At 69.2% G+C, this 18,325-nt stretch carries 15 protein-coding genes and 1 pseudogene; 13 read left to right on the top strand and 3 right to left on the bottom strand.

Annotation, left to right across the window (positions count from 1 at the left end):
* The first annotated feature begins 130 nt into the window (after positions 1–130).
* Complete coding sequence (locus MKCMC460_RS05695) at positions 131–1,321, top strand: S9 family peptidase (protein ID WP_236980928.1); 1,191 nt, start codon at positions 131–133, stop codon at positions 1,319–1,321.
* Positions 1,322–1,358: 37 nt separating this feature from the next.
* Complete coding sequence (locus MKCMC460_RS05690) at positions 1,359–2,822, top strand: wax ester/triacylglycerol synthase family O-acyltransferase (protein WP_236980926.1); 1,464 nt, start codon at positions 1,359–1,361, stop codon at positions 2,820–2,822.
* Here MKCMC460_RS05690 and MKCMC460_RS05685 read toward each other — a convergent pair.
* Entirely contained in the window at positions 2,816–4,414 is a 1,599-nt protein-coding gene (locus MKCMC460_RS05685) for an amidohydrolase (protein WP_236980924.1), read from the bottom strand. The two genes, MKCMC460_RS05690 and MKCMC460_RS05685, sit on opposite strands and share 7 nt — an antisense overlap.
* 65 nt (positions 4,415–4,479) lie before the next feature.
* Here MKCMC460_RS05685 and fadD8 point away from each other — a divergent pair, with 65 nt between their 5' ends.
* From fadD8 to MKCMC460_RS05665, 4 genes are all read left to right on the top strand, one after another.
* Positions 4,480–6,081, top strand: coding sequence for a fatty-acid--CoA ligase FadD8 (fadD8, locus tag MKCMC460_RS05680; protein ID WP_236980922.1), 1,602 nt, complete (start codon positions 4,480–4,482; stop codon positions 6,079–6,081).
* Between the two features lie 269 nt (positions 6,082–6,350).
* Positions 6,351–6,806 carry a nitroreductase family deazaflavin-dependent oxidoreductase gene (locus MKCMC460_RS05675; RefSeq protein WP_236980920.1) on the top strand — a complete coding sequence of 152 codons (456 nt, stop codon included), beginning with the start codon at positions 6,351–6,353 and terminating at the stop codon, positions 6,804–6,806.
* Positions 6,806–7,489: a hypothetical protein gene (locus MKCMC460_RS05670; RefSeq protein WP_236980918.1), complete on the top strand. Its 684-nt coding sequence runs from the start codon at positions 6,806–6,808 to the stop codon at positions 7,487–7,489. The genes MKCMC460_RS05675 and MKCMC460_RS05670 overlap by 1 nt, the downstream gene beginning before the upstream one ends.
* The gene (locus MKCMC460_RS05665) at positions 7,486–8,388 is read left to right on the top strand and encodes a 1,4-dihydroxy-2-naphthoyl-CoA synthase (protein WP_236980916.1); all 903 of its coding nucleotides are present in this window, start codon (positions 7,486–7,488) and stop codon (positions 8,386–8,388) included. The genes MKCMC460_RS05670 and MKCMC460_RS05665 overlap by 4 nt, the downstream gene beginning before the upstream one ends.
* Positions 8,389–8,407: 19 nt before the next feature.
* Here the strand turns inward: MKCMC460_RS05665 and MKCMC460_RS05660 are convergent.
* Positions 8,408–9,726, bottom strand: a pseudogene (locus MKCMC460_RS05660) (HNH endonuclease signature motif containing protein).
* A 163-nt stretch (positions 9,727–9,889) separates the two neighbouring features.
* Between MKCMC460_RS05660 and MKCMC460_RS05655 the strand changes: the two are divergent.
* The 7 genes from MKCMC460_RS05655 (at position 9,890) to MKCMC460_RS05625 (ending at position 15,692) form a co-directional block, all read left to right on the top strand.
* The gene (locus tag MKCMC460_RS05655; protein ID WP_236980914.1) at positions 9,890–10,768 is read left to right on the top strand and encodes an SDR family oxidoreductase; all 879 of its coding nucleotides are present in this window, start codon (positions 9,890–9,892) and stop codon (positions 10,766–10,768) included.
* A 24-nt stretch (positions 10,769–10,792) separates the two neighbouring features.
* Positions 10,793–11,179: a VOC family protein gene (locus MKCMC460_RS05650; RefSeq protein ID WP_236980912.1), complete on the top strand. Its 387-nt coding sequence runs from the start codon at positions 10,793–10,795 to the stop codon at positions 11,177–11,179.
* 118 nt (positions 11,180–11,297) lie between these two features.
* A complete protein-coding gene (locus MKCMC460_RS05645) occupies positions 11,298–12,536 on the top strand; it encodes an inorganic phosphate transporter (RefSeq protein ID WP_236980910.1) in 1,239 nt (412 codons plus the stop codon).
* Positions 12,533–12,820: a hypothetical protein gene (locus MKCMC460_RS05640; protein ID WP_236980908.1), complete on the top strand. Its 288-nt coding sequence runs from the start codon at positions 12,533–12,535 to the stop codon at positions 12,818–12,820. Before MKCMC460_RS05645 ends, MKCMC460_RS05640 begins: the two co-directional genes overlap by 4 nt.
* 60 nt (positions 12,821–12,880) lie before the next feature.
* Entirely contained in the window at positions 12,881–13,189 is a 309-nt protein-coding gene (locus MKCMC460_RS05635; RefSeq protein WP_236980906.1) for a DUF3349 domain-containing protein, read from the top strand.
* 68 nt (positions 13,190–13,257) lie between these two features.
* Positions 13,258–14,328: an o-succinylbenzoate--CoA ligase gene (gene menE, locus MKCMC460_RS05630; RefSeq protein WP_236983793.1), complete on the top strand. Its 1,071-nt coding sequence runs from the start codon at positions 13,258–13,260 to the stop codon at positions 14,326–14,328.
* A gap of 11 nt (positions 14,329–14,339) precedes the next feature.
* Positions 14,340–15,692 (top strand): hypothetical protein, encoded by a 1,353-nt coding sequence (locus MKCMC460_RS05625; protein WP_236980904.1) that lies wholly within the window; start codon positions 14,340–14,342, stop codon positions 15,690–15,692.
* Positions 15,693–15,713: 21 nt separating this feature from the next.
* On the opposite strand, the gene MKCMC460_RS05620 is transcribed toward MKCMC460_RS05625, so the two are convergent.
* Positions 15,714–17,900 carry a hypothetical protein gene (locus MKCMC460_RS05620; RefSeq protein ID WP_236980902.1) on the bottom strand — a complete coding sequence of 729 codons (2,187 nt, stop codon included), beginning with the start codon at positions 17,898–17,900 and terminating at the stop codon, positions 15,714–15,716.
* Positions 17,901–18,325: the final 425 nt, after the last annotated feature.

The following is an 18,325-nucleotide window of genomic DNA, read 5'->3' as shown; positions in this document are numbered from 1 at the left end:
CGCAGACCGAGCGCACCAAGCACGCCGCGGACCGCTCGGGACAGGTGGTAATATCATTCTCTAATAACGAGAAGATTATTCTGCTACGTGGCTATGGCGGAGGACCGATGACTGCCCAGCGAGCTCAGCGGTGAGACGGTCGACCCGGCTGGGTCTGACCGTCGCGGCCGCACCCTTGGCGGCGGCCGGGGTGGCCGGCGCCGGCGAGGTCGCGCGGGCGGTGACCGCTGCCCGACGCGGCATCACCACGCGCGAGGGCGTGCCGGTTCCGCAGCCGTCGGTCGGCCTCGCAGTGGCGGCCGCCCTCGACGCCATGATCGCGGGCCCGATGCCGCTGCTGTCCTCACTAGGGTCAGCCGAGCATTACGCGGCGGCATCGGCCGAGCTCGACCACGCTGTCGGGTACTACCGCGACGCCGGCTGGTTCGACGACCTGGCGCGCCGGCACCCGCCCCCGCACGCGCCCGACGACGTGTCACTACAGCGCCTACCGCACGGGGTCGAGCTCGCGTGGTTCGACAGCGGCTGGCGGCCCGCACCGGGCGAACCGGGTGCCGAGCGCTGGCTGCATGACGGCGCCGACGAGAGGGTGCCGGTCCGGCTGCTCCGCCACCCCGGCCCACCGCGGCCGTGGCTCGTCGCCGTGCACGGACAGGGGATGGGACGGTCGTCGGACGTCAAAATGCTGCGCGTGCGGCGCCTGCACGAGGAGCTCGGCATCAACGTCGCCCTCCCGGTACTCCCCAAGCACGGCCCGCGCGCCTGCGGCTTCTCCCCCTACCAGCAGTTCGCCTCCAACATCTTCGCGACAAACAACGTGCTGGGGCTCACCCAAGCGGTGTGGGACGTCCGCCGGCTGCTGCGATGGTTGCGCGACGACCAGCAGGCGCCACAGGTCGGCGTGCTGGGTGTGTCGCTGGGCGCCTACGTGGTCAGCCTGCTGTCGACGCTGGACGGCGACCTCGCCTGCCTGATCGCAGTCGTGCCGACCAGCGACCTGGCCGCGTCGCTGGCCGCGGCGGCGCCGCTAACACCCGCCAAGCGCCGGTTGCACCGCCAGCTGCACGACGATCGGTCAGCGCTGGTGCATCGGGTGGTGTCGCCGCTGGCCGGACCTTGCCTCGTCCCGCACGAGCGGCGTCACATCGTGGCCGGGCAGGTCGACGCGATCGCCCCGCCGCGCGGCGCCGCGCAACTCTGGCGGCACTGGGACGAGCCGTCGATCACCTGGCGCCCGCGCGGTCACGTCACCGCATGGCGCGACCGGGACTACGACGACCACATCGCCGCCGTGCTCACATCGTGCGGGCTGCGACACTGAGTCGTGCGCAACCTCGCGCGGAACCTGAGGAGGGACCATGCGGCAGCTGTCCAGCGCTGACTGGACGATGGTGTCACTGGACACCTCGAATGCCCACAACACCGTCGGCATCGTCGGCATCTACGACCCCTCGACCCGCAATGGCGAGCCCGTCACCTACGAGGAGGTGCTCACCTACATCCAGGCCCGACTCCACGTCGCCGAGAGCTTCCGGGAACGGCTCGTGCACGTACCCTTCGGCGCCGACCGGCCCTGGTGGATCCGGGACGGCGACTTCGACCTCGAGTACCACGTGCGGCACATCGCGCTACCCCGGCCCGGGAGCTGGCGGCAGCTGTGCACGCAGATCGCTCGCATCCACGCCCGGCCCCTGGACCTCACCCGGCCGCCCTGGGAGCTGTACCTGATCGACGGCCTTGACGGCGTCGACCACCTACCGGAGGGCGCCTTCGCCGTGTTCCTTCGTATCCACCACGCCGCAATCGACGGTGTCGCCGGCGCCGAGATCCTCACCGCGATCCACACCCACGAACCCGACGGAGCGCCGCCGCCGGTGCCCGAGGGCTACCACTGGGAGCCCGACCCCATCCCCTCCGACGCCGGCCTGCTCAGCCGGGCCGCGCTGCACGGCATCACCCGGCCCTTCGATGTGCTGGGCCGAGTCCGCAAGGTCGCGCGCCAGCTGCCCACGCTGGTACTCGACAACCGCGACCCCGACGTCACGTCGCCCGCGTCGCTGCCCAAAGCGACCCGCTTCAACCAGATCGTCTCGCCCCACCGCGTCTTCGGCACCGCGTACACCACGCTGGACGTCCTCAAGGAGATCCGCACCGCAATGCCGGAGGCCAAGATCAACGACATCGGCCTGGCCATCGTCGGCGGGGCCATCCGGCGCTACCTCAGCGACAAAGGCGAGCTGCCCGACGAGGCGATGGTGGCGATGATGCCGATCTCGGTCCGGCCGACCAGCACCCGCGCCAGCGGCGGTGCGAGCTCGGCGACCAGCACAGCCACCAGCGGTAACGAGTACTCCGTGTCACCCATCACCATGGCGACCGACGAAGCCGACCCGATGCAGCGGCTGGCGCGCATCGTGACCTCGACCGCGCATGTGAAGGAGTCCGACGCCCATCCCGTCCGCTCGCTCATCGAGATGTCGGAGGAAGCCCTCGGCGGCCTGATGGGCACGGTGCAGCGGGCAGCGGTGCGCGCGCTCAGCCGGCGCGGACGCGCCGTAGCCGCCCACACCCTGGTCAGCAACGTCCCCGGACCGCTGACACCGATGTACTTCTGCGGCGCGCAGATGGTCGACACCACCGGTCTCGGCCCGGTGCTCGACGGGATGGGCCTCAACAACGGCATCGGCAGCTACGGAAACCGGGTGACCTTCTGCTTCACCGCCGACCGTGCCGCCCTGCCCGACCCCGAGGTTTACGAACAGTGCCTCAGCGACGCCGTGGACGAACTGCTCGCCGCCGCCCGCGCTCGCAAGAGTCAGTAGACCTGGCGTCCCGCCAGGTAAGTCGCACGCACTTCGAGATCGGCGATCTGCTCGGGCGGCACGGTGCGCGGATCGGCCGACAGCACCACCAGGTCGGCGTACTTGCCGACCTCCACCGAGCCGATCACGTCGTCAGCGAACAACTGCCAGGCCGCGTCGATGGTCTGCGCGCGGATTGCCTGCTCGACGGTGAGCCGTTCCTCCGGAGCCAGCACCCGCCCGCTGGGCGCCATCCGGGTCGCGGCCACGCTGATGTTGCGCAGCGGCTCCTCCGGCGTGACCGGCGGGTCGTTGTGCAGCGAGATGCGCATGCCGGTGGCCACCGCCGACCCGGCCGGCATCCAGCGCGAGCCACGTTCCGCACCGAACAACCCGTCGACGATGACGTCGCCCCAGTAGTGGATCTGGTCGACGAAGATGCTGCAGGTGACACCAAGGTCGGCGGCGCGCCGCAGTTGCTCGGGCCGGATGGCGCCGACGTGTTCCAGTCGCAGCCGGTGATCGGGGCGCGGATTGCGTTGCAGCGCTTGCTCATACACATCCAGGATGACGTCCACACCGGCGTCGCCCTGGACATGGCAGGCCAGCTGCCAACCACGCGGAAAGTAAGCGTTGACGATTTCGTCCAGCTGCTCGCTTGTGTAGTTGGCACAGCCGCAGGACCCGGGCGTGATGCCCGCGGATCGGGTCGCCGGGGTGTCCAGGTAGGGAAACGACAACGCGATATTGCCGATCCACGGCGAGCCGTCCACCCAGACCTTGATGCCGACCTGGCGCAGCATGTCGTCACCCTGCCCGGGGGTCGCGTCGGTGTGCAGCTCGGCGTTGGACACCTCGTAGGTGCGCAGCCGCACCGTCAGCTCGTCGTGTAACTGCTGCACCAGCGGACCGAACTTGGGGTCGAACGCCATCTCCGAACAGGTGGTCAGCCCGGCCCGGTTCAGCCGGGCGCACTCGGCGCGCAGCATGTCCGGGTAGCTGTCGGCCGCGATAACCCCGCCCAGCAAGGGGAACACCGCGCCGATCTCCTCCGCGGTGCCGTCGAGCGCTCCGTCGGCGTCGCGACCGTATCTGGCGCCCTTGGGGTCGGGGGTTTCCCGGGTCAAGCGGTTGAGCTGTGCGGCGCGAGAGTTGAAGTACGCCTTGTGACCGGAGTTGTGGATGATCACCAGCGGGCCGTCCGGCGCGACGGCGTCCAGCCAGCTCAGTGTGGGGTCGGGCAGGCCGGGTTGCAGCAGCGCGTCCCAGCCGTTCAGGTAGGCACCCTGCGGTCCGCGGCGGGCGGCTTCGCTGCGGACGGCGGCGACGACGTCGTGCGGATCCGGGATGGTGACGGGCCGGATGTCGACGATGCGGTCCGACAGCGCGATGGCCTCCATCAGCGGATGGCCGTGTGCCTCAACGAATCCCGGCATGACACAGCCGTCCCCGATATCGATCGACCGAGTTTGCGGGCCGATGTGCGGCGCCATGTCGGAGCGGTCGCCGACAGCGACTATGCGGCCGTCGGTGATGGCGATCGCCTCCGCCGTGGGGCGGTTTTCGTCGACGGTCAGTACGGTCCCGGTAATCACGACCTCGGCGGCGCTCATGTGCTGAAACAGTAGCCGCCGAGGGTCGGCATCGGCAGAACTGCAACACGTTCTAGTCTGGGTTCATGAGCGACGACCTGCTGCGCAACCCGACCCACAACGGCCACCTGCTGGTTGGCGCACTCAAACGGCACAAGAACAGACCGGTGCTGTTTCTCGGGGACACCACCCTGACCGGTGGTCAGCTCGCCGAACGGATCAGCCAGTACGTCCAGGCCTTCGAAGCACTGGGCGCCGGCACCGGGGTCACCGTTGGGCTGCTGTCGCTCAACCGCCCCGAGGTGCTGATGATCCTGGGCGCCAGCCAGACCCAGGGCTACCGGCGCACCGCGCTGCACCCGCTCGGCTCGCTGGACGACCACGCCTACGTGCTCTCCGACGCCGGCGCCAGCGCGTTGATCATCGACCCCAACCCGATGTTCGTCGAGCGCGCACTGGGTCTGCTGGAGAAGGTGCCCTCCCTGCAGCGGATCCTGACCATCGGGCCGGTGCCCGAGGCGTTGCGCGGTGTGGCGGTGGACCTGTCGGCGGAGGCCGCCAAATACGAGCCCAAGCCGCTGGTGGTCGCCGACCTACCGCCAAACCACATCGGCGGCCTCACCTACACCGGCGGCACCACCGGAAAACCCAAGGGTGTGATCGGCACCACCGGCAACATCGCCACCATGACCCAGATCCAGCTCGCGGAGTGGGAATGGCCCGAGCATCCGCGTTTCCTGATGTGCACCCCGCTGTCGCATGCCGGTGCGGCCTTCTTCACGCCGACGGTGGTCAAAGGCGGCGAGATGGTGGTGCTATCCAAGTTCGACCCGGCCGAGGTGTTGAAAGTTATTGAAGAGCAACGTATTACGGCTACCATGCTGGTGCCGTCGATGCTCTACGCGCTGATGGACCACCCGGATTCGCAGACCCGCGACCTGTCCTCGCTGGAGACGGTGTACTACGGCGCCTCGGCGATCAACCCGGTGCGGTTGGCCGAGGCGATCCGCCGCTTCGGCCCCATCTTCGCCCAGTACTACGGGCAGTCCGAGGCGCCGATGGTGATCACCTATCTGGCCAAGGCCGACCATGACGAGAAGCGCCTGACCTCCTGCGGACGCCCCACCCTGTTCGCGCGGGTGGCGCTGCTCGGCGAGGACGGCAAGCCGGTGCCGCAGGGCGAGCCGGGCGAAATCTGTGTCAGCGGACCACTTTTGGCGGGCGGGTACTGGCAGTTGCCCGAGGCGACCGCCGAGACCTTCCGAGACGGCTGGCTGCACACCGGCGACATGGCGCGCGAGGACGAGGACGGCTTCTACTTCATCGTCGACCGGGTCAAGGACATGATCGTCACCGGCGGCTTCAATGTGTTCCCCCGGGAAGTCGAGGACGTCATCGCCGAGCACCCGTCCGTTGCGCAGGTGTGTGTGGTCGGTACACCCGACGAGAAGTGGGGCGAGGCCGTCACCGCGGTGGTGGTGCTCCGTGCCGACGCCGCCCAGGATGAGGCCGCCGTGGAGGCGATGACCGTCGAGGTCCAGGCCGCGGTCAAGGAACGCAAGGGTTCGGTGCAGTCGCCCAAGCGGGTGGTCGTGGTGGATGCTCTGCCGCTGACCGGACTGGGCAAGCCGGACAAGAAGGCCGTCCGCGCACAGTTCTGGGAGGGCGCCGGGCGCGCCGTGGGCTGATCCATGCCCCCCACCGTTCGCCCTCGACCCCTCGACCCCTCGACCCCTCGACCGCCCGACCCCCCGACCCCTTGACCCCCCGACCCCTTGACCCCTTGACCCCCCCGACCGTCACGCTGGCGCAACGCTCGGCGGCGAACGTCACGCTAGCGTGACGTTCGGCGCACAGGGGATCGGCGCACAGGGGATCGGCGCGCAGGGTTCGGCGCGCAGGGGATCGGCGCGTAGGGATCGGCGCGCAGCGATCGCCTGGCGGTAACGTCGGCGCCATGGCGAACGGCAAATCCGTCAAGCCGCCGTGGTGGCTGAAACCGATGAACAAGGTCTTCATCCGGCTGTCGAAGTTGGGGTTGAGTTTCGGCGGTGAGAGTCCGGTGGTGCTGACCGTGCGAGGCCGCAAATCCGGTGCCGAGCGGTCCACCCCGGTGACCCCGATGACGCTGGCCGGCCGGCGCTACGTGGTAGCCGGTTTCCCCGGCGCGGACTGGGTGAAGAACGTCCGAGCCGCCGGGCAAGTGACGCTGACCCGCGGCCGCAGCACCGAGCGGGTACGAATGGTCGAACTGTCCCCGGAGGAGGCCAAACCGGTGTTGCGGTCGTTCCCCACCGAGGTCCCCACCGGGGTCGGCTTCATGAAACGGTCCGGACTGGTCAAGGACGGCCGTCCCGAGGAGTTCGAGGCGCTGGCGGGACGATGCGCCGTCTTCCGATTCGAAGCCCTCTGATGCTGCGCGCGGCGACGGTGGTGGTCCTGCTGGGTTGGCTCGGCCTCGCACCTGCGGCGCACGCCTCCCCCGGCTGCCCGCCGGGCGGGGCTGCGCTGCCGCCCGGCAGCGTGCAGCGCCAGGTCGGCGACCTCGACGGCGACGGACTGCCCGACGCGCTGTGGATCGGACTACAGCAGGGCGACAACGGCGCCACGAACCGACTGGTGGGGGTCAGTACCGCAAGCGGCGCCAGGATCGGCGTGCCGATCGTATCGGCAAGTCCGATTCCATTGCGCGCCTTGGCTGTTGACGCGCAGCAGAACGGAGAAACCCAGATCCTGGTCAGCGACGGCCGCGGCGCACAGCTGTTCGTGTTCGCCCAATGCGAGCTCCGGACGGTGGTGGACAGCCGCTCCGGCAAGCCGTTCGTTTTCGACTTGCAGAACCTGCGCGACAGCGGCACCGGCGTCGGCTGCAGCGACCTTGGCGACGGCCGTCGCCTGGTCGCACTGCAAGCCCTCGACAACGGCGGCCAGTGGACCGTGCACCGCACCGAGATCAACCTGGACGGCACCCGCGCCACCACCGGACGCTCCGATACGCTGGCGGCCGCCTCGACAGCAGACCCCGAGGTGACATCCGCGCAGACGATCAGCTGCGGCAACCTCACCATCGACCAGGATGGAGTTCAACAGCCTTGACCGCCAACCCCTTTGACCCCGGCATCTGGAGAACTGTCGACGGATTCGACGACCTGACCGATGTCACCTATCACCACCACGTCAACGACGCGACGGTGCGGGTGGCGTTCGACCGCCCCGAGGTGCGCAACGCGTTCCGCCCGCACACCGTCGACGAGTTGTACCGGGTGCTCGACCATGCGCGGATGTCACCCGACGTCGGCGTGGTGCTGCTGACCGGCAACGGACCCTCGCCCAAGGACGGCGGCTGGGCCTTCTGCTCCGGCGGCGACCAACGCATCCGCGGCCGCAGCGGTTACCAGTACGCGTCCGGCGAAACCGCCGACACGGTCGACGCGGCACGGGCCGGGCGGCTGCACATCCTGGAGGTGCAGCGGCTGATCCGGTTCATGCCCAAAGTGGTGATCTGCCTGGTCAACGGCTGGGCCGCCGGCGGCGGGCACAGCCTGCACGTGGTGTGCGACCTCACCCTGGCCAGCCGCGAGCACGCCCGGTTCAAGCAGACCGACGCCGACGTCGGCAGTTTCGACGGCGGTTACGGCAGCGCGTATCTCGCACGTCAGGTGGGCCAGAAGTTCGCCCGCGAGATCTTCTTCCTGGGCCGGCCGTACACCGCCGAGCAGATGCATCGGATGGGCGCGGTGAACGAGGTTGTCGACCACGCCGAACTGGAAGCCGTCGGCGCCCAGTGGGCAGCCGAGATCAACGCGAAATCTCCTCAGGCGCAACGGATGTTGAAGTTTGCGTTCAACCTGCTCGACGACGGGCTGGTGGGCCAGCAGCTGTTCGCCGGGGAAGCCACCCGGCTGGCGTACATGACCGACGAGGCCGTCGAGGGCAGAGATGCCTTCCTGCAGAAGCGCCCACCCGACTGGAGCCCGTTTCCGCGGTACTTCTGATTACTTCTGAGCGGCGTACCTATGGTTCGGGTTCCTTCTCGGGTTTGGGGTCGGGTTTCAGTGGTCGTTCGGGGTGGTGCATGCAGTTGGTGCGGGGTTGGCCGTGGTCGAGGTGGTCGGGGGGGATCCATTCGGTGAGGCTGTGGGCGTTGCGGCGGGTGATGTAGTTGCGCAGTTCGACCATGCGGTTGTCGGGTCCGCAGGCCAGGGTGAGTTCGTCGATGTGGGTGCGTTGTTTGGCGAACCAGCCTTCGAGGTGGTGGACCTGGGTCCAGTAGCCGGGCACGGTGCAGCCCGGTTTGGTGCAGCCGCGGTCTTTGCCCAGCAGGACCAGGCGTTGTTCGGGGGTGGCCAGGCGTTTGCCCTGGTAGAGGGCCAGGGTTTTGTCGTGGTCGAAGACGGCCAGGTAGTGGTGCGCGCGGGCGGCCGGGCCGATCACGTCGGTCATGGGCAGCAGGGTGCCACCGGCGGTCAGGGCGCGGCCGGCGCCGGCTTCGAGTTCGGCCAGGGTGGTGGTCACGATGAGGGTGGTGGGCAGGCCGTGGTGTTGGCCGAGTGTGCCGGACTGCAGCAGGACGCGCAGGGCCCCCATCAGGGCGTCGTGGGTGCGCTGCTCGGCGGTGCGGGTGTCGCGGTCCACGGCGTCTTGGGCGGCGCGCCCGTCGAGGATCGGGTGGTCGTCGTCGGGGTTGGCCATGCCGGGGGCGGCGAGTTTGGCCAGCACCGGTTCGACGGTGGCGCGGCATTGGGGGGTCAGCCAGCCGCTGATCTTGGTCATTCCGTCGGGTTGCTGGGCGGCCCAGGGTGATGCCGCGTTTGCGGGTGTGTTCGGGTTCGTCGGGCCTAAAGTCGCCGTCGGGTTTGAGGCAGTCTTTATAGACCTGGGCGTAGTCGGCGAGTTGGTCGGGGCGATACCCCCCGGCGATCAACGCCAGTTTGGCTTCGGCTTCGGCGCGGGCGGGCGCATCGACGTGTCGGGCAGCTTGTTGAAGAACCCCTGAATGATGTTGACGTGCTCGGCCCCGATCAGCCCGTCGCGTTGGCGGCCGCGGTCTGGGTGATGCGTTGGTTGGCGTCACTTTTGTTGATCCGCAACCGATTCGACAACGCCTGTCCCAGGGTGCCGCACAGCTCAGCATTGGTGGCCGCCAGGGCGAGTTGGTTGATCACCGCATGCCCGGGCACCGCCAGCTTGCGCACGATGCGTTCCACCCGGTCGATCACACCCAGCAGCTCCGCAGTGGTCGAGGCCTCAAAGCTCAACTCACACAAGCGTTCCGCCTCGCCATCGAGCCCGTCGAGCACCGCGGCGATCTCCCCACACGTGCTCGACGACATACCCGAATTCTACGAAGGGGCACCGACAAGTCCTCTGCTTCTTGAGTAGGTAGGGACGAAATCAGTTGTGCCGCTTCAATTCAGGCCAACCCTCCTGGGTTTCGATAGTCAGCGTGGCCCGGTTGGGCGTAAGTGCGTCAACCCACCCACCTAGACTGCCGTCGTGAGTAAGAGCCCGTTACGCCGACTGACCGACCAGCTGGTGCTGGCCAGCATGCGCCCGCCCGCGGCGCCCCAGGTACTGCTCAATCGCCCGGTGATCAAACCCGTCGAACTGCACGGCAAACGGGTGCTGCTCACCGGCGCCTCCTCGGGCATCGGCGCGGCCGCGGCCGAACAGTTCGCCGAGCGCGGCGCCACCGTCGTCGCCGTCGCGCGACGTCAGGATCTGCTGGACGAACTCGCCGACCGGATCACCGCCGGCGGCGGAACGGCGTTGTCGATCCCCTGCGACATCTCCGACATGGACGCCGTCGACGCCCTGATCGCCGACGTCAACGAGCGGATCGGCGGGGTCGACATCCTGATCAACAACGCCGGCCGATCCATCCGGCGGCCACTCATCGAGTCACTGGAACGCTGGCACGACGTCGAGCGGACCATGAAGCTGAACTACTACGCGCCGCTGCGGCTGATGCGCGGACTGGCCCCCGGGATGATCGAGCGCGGCGACGGCCACGTCATCAACGTCTCGACCTGGGGAGTGCTCAACGAGGCAGCCCCGCTGTTCGCCGTCTACAACGCCTCCAAGGCCGCGCTGACCGCGGTGACCCGGATCGCCGAAACCGAATGGGGCCCCAAGGGCGTGCACTCGACGGCCCTCTACTACCCGTTGGTGGCCACCCCGATGATCGCCCCCACCAAGGCCTACGCCGGCCTGCCCGCCCTGACCTCTCAGGAGGCCGGTGAATGGATGGTCACCGCGGCCCGCACCCGGCCGGTGCAGATCGCGCCCCGGATGGCCATCGCGGCCAAGGCCCTCAACACCGTGGGACCGCGCTGGGTCAACTCGTTGATGCAGCGCCGCAACGGCTCGGCCTGAACCCGTGCGTGCTAGACACGAGTGATGGAGATCCTCGCGAGCCGGATGCTGCTCCGACCGGCCGACTACGAACGCTCGCTGAGCTTCTACCGGGACGAGATCGGGCTGGCGATCGCTCGTGAATACGGCGCAGGCACTGTCTTTTTCGCCGGCCAGTCACTGCTGGAACTGGCCGGTTTCGGGGAGCCGGACCATTCCCGCGGACCTTTTCCCGGCGCGCTGTGGCTGCAGGTGCGCGACCTGGAAGCCACCCAGGCCGAACTGCGCGGCCGCGGCGTGCCGATCGCGCGCGAGGCGCGGCGCGAACCGTGGGGTCTGCACGAGATGCACGTCACCGATCCCGACGGCGTCACGCTCATCTTCATCGAGGTTCCCCAAGGTCATCCGCTGCGCGCGGACACCCGGCAGTGAGCAGAACGAACCCAAGGTTAACTACTAGGTAACATCTGGCGACGACTCGCGATATTCCTGCGTTTCACCTAATCATCCGTTCGACAACGGAATGCTCCGACTACCAGAATCAGGCCCTGTGAACATCCAGTTGTTCCTCTTGATCATCGTCGTGGTGACCGCGCTCGCCTTCGACTTCACCAACGGCTTTCACGACACCGGCAATGCGATGGCCACGTCCATCGCCAGTGGCGCGCTGGCGCCCAAGGTCGCGGTGGCGCTGTCAGCGGTACTGAACCTGGTGGGCGCGTTCCTGTCGACCGCGGTCGCGGCCACCATCGCCAAGGGCCTGATCGACTCGCACATCGTGACCCTCGAACTGGTATTCGCCGGTCTGGTCGGCGGCGTGATCTGGAACCTGCTCACCTGGCTCCTCGGTATCCCCTCGAGCTCCTCGCACGCACTGATCGGTGGCATCGTCGGCGCCACCATCGCCGCGGTCGGCGGACACGGGGTGATCTGGAAGGGCGTCATGTCCAAGGCGATCATCCCCGCCGTCGTGTCGGCGATCCTGGCCATCCTGGTCGGAGCGCTGGCCACCTGGTTGGTCTACCGAATCACCCGCGGTGTTCCGACCGAACGCACCGAGGCCGGGTTCCGGCGCGGCCAGATCGGTTCGGCGTCGCTGGTTTCGCTGGCACACGGCACCAACGACGCGCAGAAGACGATGGGCATCATCTTCCTGGCGCTGATGTCGTACGGGGCAATCCCCAAGTCGGCCTCGGTGCCACCACTGTGGGTCATCGTCGCCTGCGCGGTGGCCATGGCCACCGGCACCTACCTGGGCGGCTGGCGCATCATCCGCACGCTGGGCAAGGGCCTGGTCGAGATCAAGTCGCCGCAGGGCATGGCCGCAGAGTCGTCCTCGGCCGCGGTCATCCTGCTCTCTGCGCACTTCGGTTACGCGCTGTCGACAACCCAGGTCTGCACCGGTTCGGTGATGGGCAGTGGATTGGGCAAGCCGGGCGGCGAGGTGCGCTGGGGCGTGGCCGGCCGTATGGCAACCGCGTGGCTGGTCACGCTGCCGCTGGCCGGGCTGGTCGGTGCGGTGACCTACTGGATCGTCCACCTGATCGGCGGGTACCCGGGAGCCATCATCGGCTTCGGCCTGTTGCTGGCGGTATCCGGCGTGATCTACCGGCAGTCGCGCAAGGTCACCGTCGACCACAAGAACGTTAACGCCGATTGGAAGGGCGACCTGACCGCTGGTCTGGACAGTCCAGACCACGAACCGTCCAACGGCCACGGACCCCGTCCCGGTGCGACACCACCTCAGTTCGGCTCCGATGACTCGCTGACTTCAGGGAATGTGGCATGAACGCGTGGTTCAACTACGAGGCAACCCTCAAGATCCTGCTTTTCAGCCTGCTTGCCGGGGCGGCGCTGCCCGGGCTGTTCGCGGTGGGCATCCGACTGCAAGCCGCCGGCAGCGTAGACGCCGGCTTGAACGGATCCCCCGGTAAGTCGCGCCCGCTGCTGGTGGCTCTCGGCTGGGCGATTTACGCGCTGGTGGCCGCGGTGGTGATTCTGGGGGTGCTCTACATCGCGCGCGACTTCATCGCTCATCACACTCACTATCCGTTCCTGGGGGCCAAGCCATGACGCAGCAATCCTGGTCAACTTAGGTTTCGGCGCCGATCGGCCGGGTAAGTTGATCGCACAATGAACCGATTTCTCAGTTCGATCGTCTCGTGGCTGCGGGCGGGATACCCGGAAGGCATTCCACCGACAGACTCCTTCGCGGTGCTCGCACTGCTGGCGCGCCGCCTGACCAACGACGAAATCGTCACGGTCGCAAACGAATTGATGCGGCGCGGGGAACTCAAAGTCGACCATATCGACATCGGCGTGGCCATCACCCAACTCACCGACGAGTTGCCCTCTCCCGCAGACGTCGAACGCGTGCGCACCCGACTGGCCGCCCAGGGCTGGCCACTGGACGACGCCCGCGAAAACGGAGACCACGCATAGCCGTCCTCCGGGCGTTGCGCGTCCCCCCCGGATCAGCCACCGCGGTACTGCTTCCCGCCCTGCAACGCGTGCTCGCCGGGCAAGACCCGGCGCTGGTCGTGGCATCCGAGCGGGACGATCAGAGGCTGCGTGGCCTGCGGGTCGGCGAGCAGATCGACGACGACGTCGCCCTGGTCGTGACCACATCGGGAACCACCGGCGCACCCAAGGGTGCGCTGCTGACCGCGGCCGCACTGACCGCCAGCGCATCGGCGACCCACCGGCGCATCGGCGGTCCCGGCCGCTGGCTGCTGGCCGTGCCGCCGTATCACATCGCCGGGCTGCAGGTGCTGATCCGCAGCGTGATCGCCGGAACCGTGCCGGTCGAGCTGGACGTGTCCGGCGGATTCGACGTCAGCGGGCTGCCCCGCGCCGTAGCCGAATTGGGGTCCGGACGGCGTTACACGGCGTTGGTCGCCGCCCAGCTGGCCAAGGTGCTGACCGACTCCGCCGCGACCGCTGCGCTGGCCGAACTGGACGCCGTCCTGCTCGGCGGCGGTCCGGCACCGCGGCCGGTGCTCGAGGCCGCCTCGACGGCAGGCATCACCGTGATCCGGACCTACGGGATGAGCGAGACGGCCGGCGGCTGCGTGTACGACGGCGTCCCCCTGGACGGGGTGGGGCTGCGGGTGCGAGACGACGGCCGCATCGTGCTGGGTGGCGCCACCCTGGCGGTCGGCTATCGCAATCCGGTCGACCCCGACCCGTTCGCCGAGCCGGGCTGGTTTGTCACCGACGACGTTGGCGCCCTTGATGATTCGGGCGCACTGATCGTGTTGGGCCGGGTCGACGACGCGATCAGCACCGGTGGGCTGACCGTGCTGCCGGGCCCGGTCGAGGCGGCACTGGGCACCCATCCGGCGGTGACCGACTGCGCGGTGTTCGGTGTTCCCGACGACCGATTGGGCCAGCGGGTGGTCGCTGCGATCGTGGTCGGGCCGGGATCGAAAGCGCCGACGCTGGACGAGTTGCGTGCCCACGTCGCAGCGACCCTGGACAGCACCGCCGCGCCGCGCGACCTGCACGTGGTCGCCGAACTCCCGCGCCGCGGCATCGGCAAGCTGGACCGGACGGCGTTGATCCGCCGCTTCGGGTCTTAGGCTGACCGGTTGTGAGGATCGCGCGCCGGGAGACTGTCGCGGTGTCGGCCGCGATCGCACTGGTGGTCGCGGCGTTCGTGCTGCCACGGCTGCACCTGGGCGTCAACCCGCGCCGCGACACCGGCCTGGAACGCTTCGCCCGGCACGCCGGCGCCGCGCCCATCTTCGGCTACTGGGACATCCACTACGGCTGGGCAACGGTCGCCGCGGCGCTGCTGGCGGTGACTGTCATCGGCTGGGGACCGGTTGCAGCACAACGACTTTCGTGGCGTGCACTGATTCTGGGAACCTGGGCGACGGCGTGCGGATGGGCGTTCGCGCTGGCCATGATCGACGGCTGGCAGCGCGGTTTCGCGGGCCGGTTGACCACCCGGGACGAATACCTGTGGGAAGTCCCCGGCATCACCGACATCCCCGCGACGCTGCGCGGGTTCGCCGGCCGGATCGTCGACTTCCAACCGCACTCGTGGACCACGCACGTCTCGGGGCATCCGCCGGGCGCATTGCTGACGTTCGTGTGGCTCGACCGAATCGGCCTGCACGGCGGCGCCTGGGCCGGACTGCTGTGCCTGTTGGTGGGATCCAGCGCGGCCGCCGCCGTGGTGATCGCCCTGCGCGCGCTGGCCGACGAACCGACCGCGCGCCGCGCTGCCCCGTTCGTGGCGATGGCACCGACCGCGATCTGGATCGCGGTATCGGCCGACGGCTATTTCGCCGGGGTCGCGGCCTGGGGCATCGCGCTGCTGGCGTTGGCAGCACACGGCAAATCCCGCTTCCCGGTGCCGCTGGCCGCCGCAGCGGGGCTACTGCTCGGCTGGGGCATTTTTCTCAGCTATGGCCTGGTGCTGATCGGGTTGCCCGCGCTGGCGGTGCTGATCTCGGCGCCACAGTGGCGAGCGGCCCTGCGCGCGCTGGGACCGGCCGTACTGGTGGCGGTGGCGGTGGCGGTCGCGTTCGCCGTGTCCGGGTTCTACTGGTTCGATGGTTACGACCTTGTGCGACAACGCTATTGGCAGGGCATCGCGAAGGACCGGCCGTTTCAGTATTGGAGCTGGGCCAATCTGGCATGCACGGTCTGCGCGGTCGGCCTGGGCGGTGTCGCCGGGCTGAGCCGGGTGTTCGACGCCGCCGCCATCCGGCGCCGATCGGGCCTGCACCTGCTGCTACTCGCGGCCCTGGCCGCGATCGTCCTCGCGGATCTGAGCATGCTGAGCAAGGCCGAGACCGAGCGCATCTGGCTGCCGTTCACCGTCTGGCTCACCGCCGCCCCCGCGCTGCTGCCGGTGCGGTCGCACCGCGCGTGGCTGACCGTCAACGCCGCCGGGGCGCTGCTGCTGAACAGCTTCATCTTTACCAACTGGTAAACCGCCGACCAGGTTGGCGGTTCAGCGCGGCCCCGACGGCACCTTCGGCGCCTGTTGCGTTGGCACCTTGGGCGCCACCGTGGGCGCCTGGGGGGCCTGGGTCCGCGGCGCCGGCGCCTGAGTGGGCTGCGGGGCGTAGGTGGGCTGCGGAGCCCGGGTGGGTTGCGGTGCTGCGGTCGTCGGTACCGGGGCGGCGGTCGTCGGTACCGGGGCGGCGGTGGTCGGGGCGGGGGCGGCCGTGGTGGGCGGCGTGCTCACCCTCGGTGCCGCAGTGGTGGGCGGGGTGGTCGGGGCCGCCGTCGTGGGCGCGGTGCTCGGTGGCGTCGTCGGCGCGGTGGTCGGCGGCGTCGTCGGTGCCGTGGTGGCAGGCGTGGTCGCGGGGGTTGTGTAGGGCGTAGTCGGCGGAGTGAACGGCGTCGGGTAGGTCGGTGGCGTGTAGGTCGGCCAGGTCGGCATGCCCGGCACCCAACCCGGGAAGGGAATCGGCAGCGGAATCGGCACCGGGACGGGAGCCGGAGCGTTCGGCACCGGAGCGGGAGCATTCGGCACCGGAGCCGGAGCGGCCGGCACCGGCGCCTGCGTCGGAATGTTCTGCACCGGGGGGATCGAGCCGCCCTGGAACCCAACGGTGGGCGCCTCGGGCGCCGGCGGCGGCACCGGCGCCTGCTGCTCGGTCGGCAACAGCGGCATGAACTTGCCCGGCTGCGCGTTCTGGTGTCCTTCGACCGGGGTGGACGCCGCGGCCGGGCGCACGGTGACGGCCACCGCGACGGCCAGCGAAGCAAACCCCATGACGGCGAACGCGGCGACGGCGTTGCTGATCAGCAACCGCTTCAGGTTGTGCGGACTGCCGCCGGCGTCCGGGTCGTCCTCGTCGAACCCGTCGTCGAATTCGTCCTCGTACCCGTCGGCGTACTCGTCGCCGTATTCACCGAAGCCGTCGGTGTCCACCGGCAGGATGTCGTACTCGCTGGCCTGTGAATACGCGAGCTGTTCGTCCCCGGACGACGACGCGCCGCCGTCGGCGGGCGGCAGGAAGGCGGTCGCGTCGCCAGGGGCGCCCGGATCACCGGAAGCCACTCCCGAATGCAGGTACGCGTGCGCATGCGGGTCGCCGCCCACACCGGGGTCGCCCGAGGAGACACCCGAATGGAAGTTCGCGCCGCCCCCGTCACCGGAGATCGGCGCAGCCATCGTCGCATCGCCGAGTGAGGGCGCAGCCATGGTCGCATCCGCGGGCAGCGCCGGCTGCGCGACCGTCGAGCCGGCGGGGCTGAACCCGCCGTGATCAGGGGGCAAGTGCGGATTTTCGATCGGTGAGCCATACCCGCCGCCACCGGCCGAGCCGGACCCGCCATCACCGGGCAGCGCCGACTTGTCCACACCCGAATCCGCCGGCGCCCAACCACCGGCCGAGCCGGCACCGCCGTCCCCGGCCAGCGGCGATTGATCCACACCCGAACCCGACGGCCCCCAACCACCGGCCGAGCCGGCAGCACCACCGTCGCCGGGCAGCGCGGACTGATCCACACCCGAACCCGACGGCCCCCAACCAGCGGGGGCAGCGCCACCATCACCGGGCAGCACCGGCTGAGCCATCGTCGCCCCCGCGGACCCGAAACCGCCGCCATCGCCTGGCGGCACCGATTGATCGACGCCCGAGCCCGGCGGCCAGCCACCACCGGCCGAGCCGTAGCCGCCGTCGCCGCCCAGCGCCGGGGCCGCCATCGTCGCGTCGGACGACACCACCGGAGACGCCATCGTCGCGTCGGCTGCGAAGTTGCTGTCGGGTGGTGCGGAGGCAAACATCGTCGGCGGGGCGTCCGGGTCGCCCGAGGCAGCGGGACTCGCCATCTGATTGCCGAACAGCAACGCCACCGCGGCCGCACGCCCCGGGCCCACCGGCCGCCGCGCCGCCTCCGACGGCGGCACCAGATGAACATTCGGCACCCCGGCGTAGCTCAGCGCCTGCGTCAGCCGCTCGGCCCCGTACCGGTCAGGCCAGCACAACTCGGTGGCCAGCAACCGGTGTCCCTCGTCGGACAACAGCCGGTGGGTGCCCACCACCGTTTCGGACAAGTCCGCGACCGGGTCGCCCGCCAAGTCAACCGAATACTGGTCGATCACCTCGCCACCGCGCGCTACCGCGTCGACCAGAGCCAGGCGCGCGACGCGGCCCGTGACCGCCACCCCCAACACCACGTCCATTTATGCGGCTCTCCTTCGGCTGCCTACCCCATAACCAGCAATCTCCCGGCATAATTACACTGCGATACCGTCGGCACTATCCATCATTCGGCTACCAGGTTTTTTCCTATGAGCGCAGCGTAACCGCATTCCCGACCGGCGGGGACGGTCACCGGTTATCCAGCCGGTGTTCATAACCTGCTCACAGCCACTGCGTCCGAATGGAGATTATGTTCGCAACAGAGCAACGCAGCGGCCCCGGCAAGGGGTTCCCTTGCCCTCGGAAACCTGCACCGGCAGTACCCGACCTCGATCCCTGGGGGCCATCGTGAGCCTGAGCAGCGACGACACGCCGACCGGCCCCATCGCGGGCGTCCGCCAAGCGCCTTCCGGCCCGCCCCCCGCGGATGCCCGGCCAGCCGCATACGCCGGGCCGGAGGCGCCCG

The sequence above is a fragment of the Mycobacterium sp. 20KCMC460 genome (assembly GCF_022179425.1).
GTDB classification, from domain to species: domain Bacteria; phylum Actinomycetota; class Actinomycetes; order Mycobacteriales; family Mycobacteriaceae; genus Mycobacterium; species Mycobacterium kiyosense.
This window is presented reverse-complemented; position numbering and strand designations above follow the sequence as displayed.

Excerpts from the sequence above, each read along its gene's own strand:
- fadD8 (WP_236980922.1), top strand. The coding sequence starts at position 4,480 with ATGAGCGACGACCTGCTGCGCAACCCGACCCACAACGGCCACCTGCTG.
- MKCMC460_RS05675 (WP_236980920.1), top strand. The coding sequence starts at position 6,351 with ATGGCGAACGGCAAATCCGTCAAGCCGCCGTGGTGGCTGAAACCGATG.
- MKCMC460_RS05620 (WP_236980902.1), bottom strand. The coding sequence starts at position 17,900 with ATGGACGTGGTGTTGGGGGTGGCGGTCACGGGCCGCGTCGCGCGCCTG.
- MKCMC460_RS05650 (WP_236980912.1), top strand. The coding sequence starts at position 10,793 with ATGGAGATCCTCGCGAGCCGGATGCTGCTCCGACCGGCCGACTACGAA.
- MKCMC460_RS05670 (WP_236980918.1), top strand. The coding sequence starts at position 6,806 with ATGCTGCGCGCGGCGACGGTGGTGGTCCTGCTGGGTTGGCTCGGCCTC.
- MKCMC460_RS05690 (WP_236980926.1), top strand. The coding sequence starts at position 1,359 with ATGCGGCAGCTGTCCAGCGCTGACTGGACGATGGTGTCACTGGACACC.
- MKCMC460_RS05640 (WP_236980908.1), top strand. The coding sequence starts at position 12,533 with ATGAACGCGTGGTTCAACTACGAGGCAACCCTCAAGATCCTGCTTTTC.
- MKCMC460_RS05635 (WP_236980906.1), top strand. The coding sequence starts at position 12,881 with ATGAACCGATTTCTCAGTTCGATCGTCTCGTGGCTGCGGGCGGGATAC.
- MKCMC460_RS05685 (WP_236980924.1), bottom strand. The coding sequence starts at position 4,414 with ATGAGCGCCGCCGAGGTCGTGATTACCGGGACCGTACTGACCGTCGAC.